We start from the raw sequence: 13,414 nt of genomic DNA on the forward strand, positions 1-13,414 counted from the left end.
TTGAGTGTTTTTGTTATATTTGTATGGTATTTCATGCGTTGTACGTTAAAATAGTTTGTTATGAATGATATATCCTACAATTGGAGTGGGTTGAGTGATGACGGTATTTCCCGAAAGATCGGGGAGTTCGTAAAGCATCACCGTATACAACAAAACAAAACCCAGGAGGTACTGGCAAAAGAGGCCGGAATAAGTCGTTCTACACTTAGTTTGTTAGAAAAAGGTGAAGCAGTGACGGTAACTATTCTTATCCAGGTGTTACGTGTGTTGGACCAGCTTCAGGCCTTTGACGGGTTCATCCTCATTCAGCAACCAAGCCCTATTCTGCTTGCCCAAACCGAAAAAAAGAAAAGGCAGCGGGTGGTTCTTCCAAGAAAAAAGGAAACGGATATAAACGAAGAGGTTGACTGGTAAGATGAATACGGCAATAATAAAAATATGGGATAAAGAAGTGGGAGCTGTTGCCTGGAATGAAAGAAACGGAATAGCCTCTTTTGAATATACGTCTGCTTTTAAAAGGCTTGGATGGGAATTATCGCCTTTGAAAATGCCACTGACCGGAGATTCCAGGATCTATTCATTCCCTGAATTGCGTAAAGAAAGAGACTCTGTTTATGATACCTTTAAAGGCTTGCCCGGATTACTTGCCGATATGCTGCCCGATCGCTATGGAAATGAACTTATTAATTTGTGGCTGGCACAACAAGGGCGTCCGGTCGACAGCATGAATCCGGTGGAAATGTTATGCTTTATCGGCAAAAGAGGGATGGGAGCGTTAGAGTTTGAACCTTCTCTTTTGAAACAGAATGTCAATACCTTTTCCATAGAAGTCGATAGCCTGGTGGATATCGCGGGCAAGATGCTTTCCCGAAAAGAAGCGTTTGTTACCAATCTGAAGGCGGATGAAGAAAAAGCCGTACGGGATATCCTGAGGATCGGGACCTCTGCGGGTGGAGCACGCCCCAAGGCCGTAATAGCCTATAATGAAAAGACCGGTGAGATCCGTTCCGGACAGACGCGTGCTCCTGAAGGCTTTGAACACTGGCTGATTAAACTCGATGGAGTGAGCGAGGTCCAACTGGGTGCTACGCATGGTTTTGGACGGGTGGAATATGCCTATTATCTTATGGCGATTGACTGTGGAATAGAGATGACATCTTGTCGCTTACTGGAAGAAAACGGACGCGCGCATTTTATGACCAAGCGGTTCGATAGGGAAGGCGATTATACGAAACATCATACTCAAACCTTCTGTGCGATGAAACATCTTGATTATAACCGGATAAACAGTTATAGTTATGAACAACTATTCCAGACAATGCGGGAATTAAAACTAACTTATGCAGATGCTGAACAGATGTTTCGGCGGATGGTGTTCAACGTTATTGCGCGTAATTGTGACGACCATACCAAGAACTTTTCATTTCTGCTGAAACAAGGTGGTCGTTGGGAGTTGGCTCCTGCTTACGATGTTTGTCACGCCTATCGTCCCGGTAGCGAATGGGTTAGCCGGCATGCGCTAAGTATCAATGGCAAAAGAGAAAACATTACACGGGAGGATCTGATGATCATTGGAAAATCTATTCGTAACAAGAAGTCAAAGGATATAATTGATGAAATCAATGAGAAAGTCGGCTCTTGGACTTCTTATGCGATTAAGGCAGGCGTAGAGAAAGAGAAAAGAGAGGCAATCGCTAAGACACTTATCTCTTTATAGCTCGGTTATTGGTGGTTTTGATAGAGTCTATTCTTCCTCCTATTGAAAAAGCCCCCTCTTTGTTGAAGAGGGGGCTTTTTTAGAGGAATCAGCGGATCATCACTCTCTGTGTTGTTCCGTTGATCAAGTGAAGGTTTTCCGGGGTAACAGATGGACATCCTCTTCCATTCCCCGCCCTACGCCTTCTATCTTCTATCTTCTGAAGTAAATCTTCCGATTTTCTTCGACGTAACTCCTAAATCATTGAAAATGAGATCTTAATATTCCCTTCCCAAACTACCGGTAGTTTGCGCACAAAGTACCGGTAGTTTGGTGACAAACTATTAGTAGTTTGCGCGCAAAGTACCGGTAGTTTATCACATAAAAGTTTTTAGTCCGGTCTTCACCTTTCACCCGGTCGCCAGATCCCTGTGTTGATCAGCGTTTCGGGTGAAAGGTAAAGGCATACTTAAAAAAACGTCAGACCTTCCCGAAAAAGGCCGCCGGCCTTTTGCAAAACCCTGCCGGCCTTTTGGAAAACTCCGGCGGCCTTTTCAGTGAAAGAAGCTATTTTTTGTAGTCGAAGCCGGATGTTAACAAATGCAAACGTTAGATAGTGGTAAACCGATCATCCCGAACATAGTTTTTCATTTTTTTACTACCATCATACAGCCGGGACAGGCGACAATGTTAAACCGATCACTGATGGGGCTCTCCTACAGGTATCGAAAAGTTACTTACAGGATTTTCACTGCTTTTTTTATTATCTGAAATAACTATATGATTGATATACAGAGGCGAAAGAAAATCCTGTATGATGTAAGTAAAAAAACGAAAAACTCTGTTCGGAGGGGATTTTTGGGGTTTTTGTTCTTTCGGATCTTCAATTATTTTGATAATTGAGGATTTGCGACTGTTGCTATCTTGGCTCTCCTCCTTTGAATCGAAGATCGGCCTTAGCCAAAAGGAGGAGTACGGCGAGGTACGAGCCGGGAGGTGGTTAGATTCTTATATTGCTAATTAATAGTCACTTAAAAGATCTAACCACCCCACCGCTGCAAGCAGCGGTCCACCCCCTCCTTTGAAAAGGAGGGGAGCCGAGATAGTCCACTTGCTATTATCCTGCACCTTCAAATTTTCTTCTATTTACCGCTTCGCGCCTACCAACTACTAACTACCCACTACTAACTACCGAAGAAAATCTTCAAATTTTCTTCGATTTACCGCTGCGCGCCTACTAACTACCAACTACCAACTACTAACTACCGAAGAAAACCTTCCCATGTCCTTCGCTTGTCACAAAAGTGGAACGAGGAGGGGCTGATTATTTAATCTCGATAGCGTACAGGTATTCCGACGCGGTGATGAAAAGCGTTTTCCCGTCTTTGCCACCGAAGCAGACGTTGGCGGTCCAGCCGGCTTCTACGGGGATATGGTCGATTTGTTCGCCTTGGGGGTTGAAGACGGTAACGCCCCGGCCGGTCAGGTAGATATTGCCTTTTGTATCGATCGTCATACCATCCGAGCCCATGGCGGTGAAGAGCTTCCGGTTTGCCAATGAACCGTCCCGTTTGATATCATAGACATACGTTTTGCGGTCGGCGATATCGGCTACATACAAGCGTTTGCCGTCGGGCGTACCGATAATGCCATTGGGTTGCACCAATTTGTCGTCCACGCGGATAACCTGCTTGCGGTCCGGCGTCAGGTAATACAGATGTTGGCCATCCTGTTGCATCTCCGGGTTGCGCGTCCAGTAATCTCTTTTGTACAGCGGGTCGGTAAAGTAAATACCGCCGTCGGGATGGATCCAAAGGTCGTTAGGCCCATTGAGTTTCTTCCCTTCGTAGTCGGTGATCAATACGGTATGATTGCCGTCTTTATCGATACTCCAAAGCTCATTCTCCATATCCGAGCAGGAGAGCAGGTTGCCTTGCCGGTCGAAGTAAAGCCCGTTGGCCCGTCCGCTTTTATGCAGGAATGTCTTGAGTTTGCCATCTGTTGTCCAGATATGTATCCGGTTATTGGGCTGGTCGGTGAAATAGACATTGCCCTCGTGATCGGCCGCCGGCCCTTCGGTAAAGCTAAAACCTTCGGCCAGTCTGACGATCTGGGCACCGGGAGCGATAACCCCTTGGGAAGATTGCGCAAAAGAAGATAAAGACATGATACTCATAAGCGCTACAGAAAAGAAAAGTGTTTTATTCATAATCCGATTGAATTGAAATGAAGAGGTAAAAATAAGGATATGTTTTGTATTTCTGTGTGTTTACAACGAAATGTGTAAAGAAAAAGCTTATATTTCGGCTTTGATAATCTTTTAAAACCATGCAGGCCATGAAACAGTTCCACTATTTACTTATTCTTTTCTTTAGTTTCTTTTTCGTTCAATGCCAGAACCGGGCAGACCGGGTGATTGAACGTCCGGTTTACGGCTTTCAAAACAATACTACGCTGGAGATCGACAAGGTTGAACTGACCGATTCGGCGACTATCCTTTATGTGGATGCCTATTTCTATCCGAACAATTGGATACGCATCGATTCGGCAACCTATATCCGGGCGAATGGAAAGAATTATACGGTGCAGGGCGCCGAGGGCATCGTGTTGCATGCCGAGCATTGGATGCCGGATACCGGAGAAGATCATTTCAAACTGTTCTTTCCTCCCATACCGAAGAATACGAAGTCTATCGATTTTATCGAGTCGGACTGTGCCGATTGTTTCAAGATCTGGGATATCGACCTGACCGGGAAAGCGGGAGCGTATCGGCCTGACCTGCCGCAGGATATTCTTCAAGCCGAACCCGACCGGACGACAAAGCTGGAAACGCCTGAATTGAAGATGGGAAAGACCAAAGTAAGCCTTTTCGTTACCGGATTAGTCGAAGGTTACGAACCCAGTTCCCGGTTGTCTATTACCGATCCTTTTAGCCGTCAACGCAATGAGGTCGACGGAAAGAAAGAAGCGGATGGGAAATATGTGTTTGAGATCGATCAGTACACTACCTCGCCGGCTTTTCTGATGGTCGGTCAGAGCTTTGAGATTCTGTTGCTCGAACCCGGTGAAGAGGCGGAAGTTTATTTCGACCTGAAGGCTTATGCCCGAAAGAGCTCCCGTTATCATCCGCAACCGGAGATTGTCTATGCCGGATACCGGGGACACTATGCTGACGTGAACAATCAATTGCTTACGGTGGCCGGTCAATTGCGCGACTATGAGATCAATGTCAGGGAGAATTATGCCTTACTGAACCTGAATGCCGCCGACTTTATCAAAGCGTTGATCGCGCTCTACAAAGAGAAAAGGAATGAGATCGATCAGTCCGCCTTCTCCACGCCAATCAAACAGTTCCTGGCCGAAGAACTTAAAAGTAGCCTGGTCAATACGGCATTGAATATGCCCTTGGTCTATGAGAGCCTGTACCGCAGAAAGAACAAGATCGATTATAATGAACCGATTGATTTCAAAATACCGGCGTTGACCGATAAAGAATTGCTTCTGTTGAAAGAGATTGGTCTGAATGATCGGAACTGGATCTATTCGACCGCATTCCCTTATGCCGGTTCAGCCTTGGCGACAAAGGTTTCTTCGGAAACGGTATTGAACGAGCTGACCGGCTCTGAAAACGGGCTGTTGCAAGACCTGCGTAAAAGTATTCCGGCGATGACACAGGCGATCAACCGGGAACCACTCAAACCGGAGATGGAAAGCGCGTTGGCGTCGGCCTCTTCACCTTATTTCACGCAGATGTATAAACACCTTGCCGAAACGGTAAAGAAACAATATGAAGCGGCCCTGAGCCAGGGCGGTTTCACGATTCAGGCGACACCGGAGGTTGCCGGCGACAAGCTCCTGGATGCCATTATCGCGGAATACAAAGGCAAAGTGGTCTTTGTCGACTTCTGGGCTACCTGGTGCGGACCCTGTCTGAATGCGATGAAGACCATCAAACCGTTTAAACCGGAAATGGCAGAGAAAGGAGTGGTCTCTATTTATATTACCAATACCTCTTCGCCGCAAGGCAAATGGACAACCATGCTGCCGGAGATCGGCGGTCTGCACTATTATCTGAAAGGAGATCAATGGCAGACGTTATCAGATAAATATGATATTCAGGGAATTCCCACGTATATGATCTTCGATAAGAACGGGAATAAAGTCTTTGAAGCGACCGGTTATCCGGGAAATGACAAGATCAAAGAAGAATTATCGAAAGTCTGGTAATCAAAGGATCACATAGATCGCCAGGATGTGGAATATACTTCCTCCGAGTACGAAGAAGTGGAAAACGGTATGCATATATTCCTTATGGGCAAACGAATAAAACAAAGCACCCGTAATGTAGGAGGCGCCACCGGCAATGAGCCGGTAGAGCGCATCCATTTCTCCGGTATGGCTTAACACATCGATCAAGGGCTTGAAAGCGACGATGATGGAACAGCCCATAAGAACGTAACAGGCTGTTTCGATGTAGCTATGTCCATTCTGCTTCTTGAAGCTAATCACTATGCCGGCTATCGCGCTTAGCCAGACGAAGGCGAATAACGACCAGCCCCATAAGGCCTCGTTTCGGAGCGTGACCAGCGTAAACGGCGTATAGGTTCCGGCGATATGCAGGTAGATGGAGGCATGGTCGAACTTCTGTAATAGCCATTTCTTTTTTCCGGCTTTGCAGGCATGATAGGATGTCGAGATGATGTAGCACGACAGCATCCCGAAAAGATACACCCATACACTGTAGATCTTCCAGCCGTCCTGGCTCTGATAAGCTTTGGATAAAAGGATATACGCCGCCACCAGCCCCAACGCAATACCTGCGGCATGCGATAGGCTGTTGAAGAGTTCCTCTCGTTGTGAATATGTTCTTATCCTTCCCACCCTTTTTTGAAATTTCGGACAAGGTAAGCAGGCTTTTGAGAATTTGCAAATATTTTATACCACTTCCGTAAACCGATGGGTCGGTTGCGGGCGTCCGGGTTGGAGGTAGCCTCTTTCAGCCATTCGTCGATACCGGTTCCGTCGAGTGCACTGATGGTCAGGATCGCAGCCGAAGGAAAATAGGCTACCGTACGCTGTTTCAATTCTTTCTTATTCATCTATCTTTCGGATTACTTAACCACTTTGACACAAACCATCTTGGCCTGGTCGCGCACTAAGAGTTTACCATCGGCCAATGCGATAGGCGCCCAGTTCTGCGTGCCGCCACCCATGCGTGCCATGCCTTCAATACCGGCACCGCCTTCGGTCAATACATCCGCTTTCGCTATTTGTTTGAAAGCCGTCGGGTCCGGTTCGATCAGGTAAAGGCTCTTCAATCCGTCGGTGGCTAATAAGAGACCGTCGGCCAGGATCATACTGCCCCGGTCGAAATTCGGGTTGCGCCCGGTCTTCCATTTGATATTCCCTTCGGTATCCATACATACCAGGCCATCGCGCTTCTGGTTCGTGCGGTACATCGCATAGAAATGACCGTTATGGAAGAGGGGCGGTTTGGTCTGGTCGCCAAATTCCAAGGTGGTGAAGAGTTCAGCGGTATCGAATGTGCCGTCGGCTTTTTTGTTTACCTGTATCATCGTGGCTCCCCGTTCATATCCGCCGGTGATCAGTAGTTTATTATCGCCGGCGGCAACCGGGCAAGGCACGGAGATATGGCAATCCCAGTTCGCGTACTGCCACAGTTGTTTACCTGTTTGGGGATCTAATCCCACGACCTTACCCATCGTGATCTCCGCATCGCGGTTTTGAAAAGTATTGGTCGAAGAACTAAGCCATACTACCTGATCTTGCCCGTGTATCTTCAATACTTTGGGACTGACATAGCTGACATTGCCGAGGTTGGGTGTTTTCCACGCGACCTCGCCGGTCTGTTTGTTGTAGGCCACCACCCCGGCTTCCGGAGCCTGCGAAGCCACAATCAACAGATCGCCATAGAGAACCGGGCATTGCGAGATGGCCCACATAGGGATCTTTTCACCGCCGAAGTCAGTCCATACGTTTTTCTTCCATACCGGCTGTCCGGTTTGTACATCAAAGCAATACAGATCACCATAAGGGCCACAGGAATAGACGTGGCGATCATCGACAACGGGCACACTGCGTGAGCCGGGAAAAGGAATGTCTCCCGGAGCATCGTAACTGTACTTCCAGCGTTCTTTGCCGCTTTGCAGATCAAAACACCGCATTATATCTCCCACTTCCTCGTCGCGGTCGAGCAGGAACACCTTGCCGTCCTTGACTACCGGGCCGCCATAACCGATACCGACCTCTACGGCCCACAATACTTCGGGGCCTTCTGTCGGCCAATTTCTCAACAAGCCCTGTTGTGTGGATTTACTATCCCGGTCGGGACCGAGGAACTGTGGCCAGTCCTGTGCTTTAAGAGCCGGACAGGAAGCCAAAAAGAACAGACCGATTACGGCAAAAAGAACCTTTGTTTTCATGTTTTATTTGTTTGTCGTATAGAAAGTTGAATGCAATTTATTCAATTCTTTCTTTCCCGATGACGAAATATGCAGGAAAGCGAAAAATCAAAGGCTGAAAGCGAAACCGGCTGCATCTGTCGGCAGCTATCCCATAATTATTTGACTTTATAGGCCATCAGCGCGTTGCCGTGGCGGATATAGAGGATGCCGTTGTGAACCACGGGATGTGCCCAGTGGGGACCTTCGCCTTTGGTGATACGGAATTCGCTGACCACATCGAACTTCTCGGGTGTCGGGTTCACCAGGCCTACGGCACCCCGGCGTTCGTCGTAGCAGTAGAGCATACCGTCGGCAGCGATGATGGAGCCTTTGCTCTTTCCGCCACCCCAAGCGGTGTCGTATAGGGTTTTGCCGGTCTTCCAATCCACGGCGAGCCAGTTGCCCTGGCCGTTATTGATCCAGTTGGAGCCGTAGATGGTGCCGTCGACCAGGACGAATCCACCGACATGGGTGTCGAGGTCGTCGTTTCTCCACACCAGCTTGACTGCCGTGGCGTCGTCGTTGAGTTCCAACAGAAAAGAGTTCATATCGTATCCGTTACAACTAAAGATCCGGCCGTCTTTATACAGCGGCATATTGGGCGATATCTTTTCCCATCCCTGTGCTGTCGCGCTTTGTCCCCAGTCATCGAAGGTCCAAGCGATGCGGCCATTATCGGGATCAACACCAATCACCGCTTTGCCGCTCAACGCGACGATCTGTCGTTTGCCGTTATGGGTGATCAATAGGGGAGAGGCGTAGTTGCTGATATCGTTCAAGGAAGGGCTTTTCCAAACGGTCTCGCCGGTCTCGGCATTTAGGGCCACCATCGCGGTCTGCTCGCCCCCGGGGCAGAAGATCACTTTGTTATCGAACACCAACGGGCATTCGGATGTTCCCCAGGTACCGGTCTTTCGTCCGAAGCTGGTGTTCCCATCGACTGTCCAGACGATATCGCCGTTGGCGGTACGCAGGCAAACGACTTCACCGTTCCCGCTGATGACATAGGCTTTATCGCCTACGATCGCCGGGGTGGTGCGGGTTTCGGGGTAGGAGTCTTTCCAGGGCGAGCCGTAGACTACTTCGTAGATCTTCTTTCCGTCGAGTGTATAGGCCGAGAAGATCTCTTTGTCTTCGTCTTCATTCATGCCGGTGAGGTACAGGCGATCGCCCACAATCACGGGGCTGGAATAGCCTTTGCCGGCATCCTCGGTTTCCCATGCCAGTTGCGGCCCTTCGGCAGGCCAGGTTTTCAACAATCCGCTCTCGGGATAGATACCATCCCGGTTAGGGCCTCGCCAGCCGTATTGGGATTGTGCTGTTGCTTCCGTGATCATCAGAAATGAAGCCACGGCTACGCTTGCGTAAACGCATTTCTCTTTGAACTTAAAAATCATCATACATATTTATATTAGTGGTATTCTATTTCTTTCTATTTCTCTTTCGACGGATTGGCGCACGAAGACCAGGATGCAACCCACAAAAAAACAGGCGAAACCAAAGGCGAGTAGCCATACGCCTGTGGACGTATGCGCGAAACCGGCGCTTACGCCCACCAAGGAACTTATTACGCCGGTGGCGACGGCATACAAGGGCACGAACAGGTTTTCGCGGTTCAGTATTTGTCTGATTTTACGGTCCGTGAAACCTATGGTGCGATACAGCTCGATCTCTTGCCGGCGCATGGAAAGGTTCTTGCGTACGACAATGATAAAGCTCATAATGCCGAGTAGGAGTCCCAAGCCGCCTAACGTCAGGAAGATCGTCAGGTAAGTGTCTGTTACCGTATGGAACTGGCGGAGCCGGTCGTTTGTCGTTGTCACGCGTACGCCGTATTCATTTAAGGCTTGCGCGAATAGGGTTTTCACTTCTTCTTTTTCTGCTTCGTCTACTTTCAACAGGAAGACCTCGCTGCCGGTCGTCTCCGGCCAGATCCGGGAGAAGAGGGGGCGGTCGACTAAGATATGCCCCTGGAAGATAGAGTTCGAGAGCGTACCGGCCAGGCGGATAGCCACCGTTTCGCCTTTGTCGTTGGTATAACGGAGTGTATCGCCGAGGTGCATCATCAGGCTCCAGGTCAGTACGGTGGCGTCGATCAAGGCAGGATAAACCGAATCGGTGGCTGTCCGCATCTGTTGGAATACATTTATTCTATCTGCCGACCAGAGGTTCTGTTCGATCTGGAAATCGCTTTTCGACAAGGCTTGCATATCGACACCCAGAACAGTCGGAGTACTTACCTTATTTAGGTTGAGGCAACTCGCGTCATCCGCGCCGTAACGCAGGCATTGTAGGATGGAAGTGTTGGCCGGCAGATCCGTCAGGGATAGTTTGGCTTGCCCCGCCGGGGTATTCATATTGTGATAGACCGGAACGCTGCTCTCGCACCAGAGGGAGTAACCGCCGGTGCCGGTACGGATCTGCGCACTGTCGGCAAAGCCTTTGCGGTTGAGCCCGACGGAGAAGACGATAAATACGCCGGTAGTCAGGGCGAAAAAGGAAAGCAATGCCTGTTTCCGGTTTGCGAAAAGGGAGCTCCAGATGATCTTTTCGGAATGGAAGGCCGCAGTAGAGACAGCCCCGTTCCGGCATATCAGATAGTTACCCCATAGAGCGGCTGTGCCGATCAGAACAACTCCCGCCAAGACAAAAAGAACAACGGAGTGTAGAGTAAACAGGTTGAGGACGAGAATGCCTATGGCAAGTGCGCTGGCCAGGATGGGGTATACTCCCCCCAAATTCCCCTTCTGCCAGAGGAGGGATGGCACGCCAAAGACGTGACGGGGTGGTGGGAGAGAAGGAGGGGAGCTGGGATGATACGCCTTCAACGATCTTACAATCCGCCACCGTAATAATAACAGGGATAAACCAATGCCGGTGATAAGTCCCAGCACAATCGTTATGCCTCCGGGATACACCGCGAACCCTTCCGTATGCGTCGCTCCTTTCCAGACGTTGCCGAGCAGCCACATGATCAGAGCCGTATAGAGTAGTCCGGCAACAACACCTACGATAGCGGAAAGAAAAACAATAGGTGCCGATTCCCTCCAAAGGATCCGGATGATCCGTTTGCGGGTATAACCGAGCGATTGCAAAAGATGGATCTCGTGTCGTCGTTGCCAAAGCATCTCGGAGAGGGGCACGAGCATCAATAAGATAGCCGACACAATGATAAAGAAGCCCAAGGCGAGGAAGAGGCTTGCGAAGTCCACGCCGTTCTTTGCCGCGTAAAGCCCGGCCTCACGCGGGTGAATCACCTGGATCCCGAACATCTCGGCACGCAATGCGGAGAGATCCGGTCGGGCATTGCCGATTCGGAGGGCTGTCGCATTGCCGTAAGCGTTACCCCAGTCGGCAGCTACCGCCTCGTAGGCGAGAATGGCTTTGGGGGTAGACCGGTAAAGCTCCCAATACCTCTCGTCTTCATCGGTGATCTGCTCCATATCGATGGGCAGGTCGCTGTCCCAGTCGGTACATCTCTCTACATCCGACAGGCCGGGGAAAGCGGCGCTTAGTGTGGGGTCGCTCTGTAAATCCGATAGCGGCACGATCTGCTTAACCTTCAGCCTGATCGTTTGGGTATCCAATGTTTTCAGATTGGCGGAGGTGAAAAAGCTGAGATCGATCGTATCGCCGGTTTGAGCTTGTAAGCGTTTGGCGGTATAATCCGACAGGATAATATCCTTCCGTTGTAAAGTCTCTCCCTGGAAACGGTCCATCGCCGTCACGAAGGAGTAGGGGACGGACTGCCCTTCCCGTCCCAGCGCATTGGCCAGGTAAGAGAAGAGGCGGTTGGTCTCCGGATTATTCCGGCGAATCGCCTCCGTCACCTCTTCTTGCAGGAATACCCGGTCGGAGAGGAGTTCCATAAAATCATTGTTCGCGTGGAGCGATAAGCCCGAAACGGTATAGTGCCAGGCCTGGTTCAGGGCTTCGGAAGTAATGTGCCGGTCGGTCAGTATAAGATTCACTTTGCCTTCGGTTTGCATCGCTTCGGCCAGTTCTTCGCGGTTGACAAAGAGATTGAGGGGCATGATCTGCTCGTTCTTCAGATTGAGATTGCCACCGTCCTGGGCTTCGATAACTCCATCGTAATCCAGGCGCAGGCTGGTGGTGTAATTCTCCGTCACGAAAAGGGAACCCGAAGGCACCAGACCGGAAGCAGGCAAGCGCAATACGATAGATGTTTGGTCCTCAATGTCCAATTCTTTCGCCAGGGCGGGATTGACTTTGGCAGTCCCTTTCGCCAATGCGAATTCGTCCGTTCCCCAGACAAAGACAGGCATTAGTTTGCCGTTTTGTGAGATAAAACCATTCGTCAAGAGAAAACCTTTAGCCGCTTCACCCCATAGTGGCGCGTTCAATAGTTGCTCGTCCATAAAGGCTTGGCGGGAAAAGAGGATCGTTTCCGTATCGCCCAGCCGCTCCGTCACGCGTTTGATCAGGGTCGTGCGTACGGAGTCGCCGACCACCAGACTGCCGACAATAACCGCCACCGTGATCACCACCGCTACGGCAACCAAGCGGTAGTAGCGGGTGAAATAGGCGATATTTCTATGGATCAGCTGTTGGAGAGTCATTGCAATACGCCTTCTTTCAAAGTGAGTGTACGATGGGCGGCAGCAGAGGTCTCGTCGGAATGCGTCACCATGATAATGGTGGTTTCCAAGCGTTGATTGATCTCTGTCAATAAGGTCGCGATGTTGCGGGCGTTTTCCGTATCGAGTTGTCCGGTCGGTTCATCCGCCAGTAATAACAGAGGTTTCATCATCAATGCGCGGCAAACGGCTACCCGGCTGGCTTCTCCGCCCGATAAGGTCGGCGGGTACTGCTGGCGGATACCTGAGATATGGGTCAGCTCCATCAGATGGCGGGCATATTCCTGCTGCTCCATTGTCGATTTCGGTTGATAGGCAAGCGTGGGCAACAGGATATTCTCCCAGGCAGTCAGTTGCGGCATAAGCCGATGGTCCTGGAACACAAAACCGATCTGTTTATTTCGGATTTCCGAGTGATCCATGGCGTCGCGCACCATCTCCTGCCCGTCTAACAGGAAACTGCCCGAATCGGGCGGAAGCAACGTGCCCAGGATCGACAAGAGCGTGGTCTTGCCCGAGCCGGATTGCCCTTTGATGGCTACAAACTCCCCTTTGTTTACTCCCATGTTCACCCCCCGCAATACATGGTTCAAGCGGTTCTCCCCATCGCGGAAACTCTTTTGTATATCGACTAATTGAACTAATGGCATAATGGT

The 13,414-nt window shown here is 49.8% G+C and carries 10 protein-coding genes; 3 read left to right on the forward strand and 7 right to left on the reverse strand.

Annotated elements, in window-relative coordinates:
* The first annotated feature begins 60 nt into the window (after positions 1-60).
* Both M2133_RS01705 and M2133_RS01710 read left to right on the forward strand, forming a co-directional pair.
* The gene (locus tag M2133_RS01705; protein WP_277464228.1) at positions 61-414 is read left to right on the forward strand and encodes a helix-turn-helix transcriptional regulator; all 354 of its coding nucleotides are present in this window, start codon (positions 61-63) and stop codon (positions 412-414) included.
* A gap of 1 nt (position 415) precedes the next feature.
* Positions 416-1,717 (forward strand): type II toxin-antitoxin system HipA family toxin, encoded by a 1,302-nt coding sequence (locus M2133_RS01710; RefSeq protein ID WP_277464229.1) that lies wholly within the window; start codon positions 416-418, stop codon positions 1,715-1,717.
* Positions 1,718-3,020: 1,303 nt separating this feature from the next.
* Here M2133_RS01710 and M2133_RS01715 read toward each other — a convergent pair.
* The gene (locus M2133_RS01715; protein ID WP_277464230.1) at positions 3,021-3,905 is read right to left on the reverse strand and encodes an SMP-30/gluconolactonase/LRE family protein; all 885 of its coding nucleotides are present in this window, start codon (positions 3,903-3,905) and stop codon (positions 3,021-3,023) included.
* Positions 3,906-4,033: 128 nt separating this feature from the next.
* Between M2133_RS01715 and M2133_RS01720 the strand changes: the two genes are divergently transcribed.
* Positions 4,034-5,923, forward strand: a complete 1,890-nt coding sequence (locus M2133_RS01720; RefSeq protein WP_277464231.1) for a TlpA disulfide reductase family protein — start codon at positions 4,034-4,036, stop codon at positions 5,921-5,923.
* Here M2133_RS01720 and M2133_RS01725 read toward each other — a convergent pair whose 3' ends face one another.
* From M2133_RS01725 to M2133_RS01750, 6 genes are all read right to left on the reverse strand, one after another.
* Positions 5,924-6,577 carry a hemolysin III family protein gene (locus M2133_RS01725; protein WP_277464232.1) on the reverse strand — a complete coding sequence of 218 codons (654 nt, stop codon included), beginning with the start codon at positions 6,575-6,577 and terminating at the stop codon, positions 5,924-5,926.
* Entirely contained in the window at positions 6,565-6,795 is a 231-nt protein-coding gene (locus tag M2133_RS01730; RefSeq protein WP_277464233.1) for a hypothetical protein, read from the reverse strand. Before M2133_RS01730 ends, M2133_RS01725 begins: the two co-directional genes overlap by 13 nt.
* A 12-nt stretch (positions 6,796-6,807) precedes the next feature.
* Positions 6,808-8,139 (reverse strand): PQQ-binding-like beta-propeller repeat protein, encoded by a 1,332-nt coding sequence (locus M2133_RS01735; RefSeq protein ID WP_277464234.1) that lies wholly within the window; start codon positions 8,137-8,139, stop codon positions 6,808-6,810.
* Positions 8,140-8,276: 137 nt separating this feature from the next.
* The gene (locus tag M2133_RS01740; protein WP_277464235.1) at positions 8,277-9,560 is read right to left on the reverse strand and encodes a PQQ-binding-like beta-propeller repeat protein; all 1,284 of its coding nucleotides are present in this window, start codon (positions 9,558-9,560) and stop codon (positions 8,277-8,279) included.
* A gap of 6 nt (positions 9,561-9,566) precedes the next feature.
* Complete coding sequence (locus M2133_RS01745) at positions 9,567-12,740, reverse strand: ABC transporter permease (protein WP_277464236.1); 3,174 nt, start codon at positions 12,738-12,740, stop codon at positions 9,567-9,569.
* Positions 12,737-13,408: an ABC transporter ATP-binding protein gene (locus M2133_RS01750; RefSeq protein WP_277464237.1), complete on the reverse strand. Its 672-nt coding sequence runs from the start codon at positions 13,406-13,408 to the stop codon at positions 12,737-12,739. The genes M2133_RS01745 and M2133_RS01750 overlap by 4 nt, the downstream gene beginning before the upstream one ends.
* Positions 13,409-13,414: the final 6 nt, after the last annotated feature.

It is taken from the genome of Parabacteroides sp. PF5-6, assembly GCF_029504695.1.
Classification (GTDB): Bacteria; Bacteroidota; Bacteroidia; order Bacteroidales; family Tannerellaceae; genus QVMG01.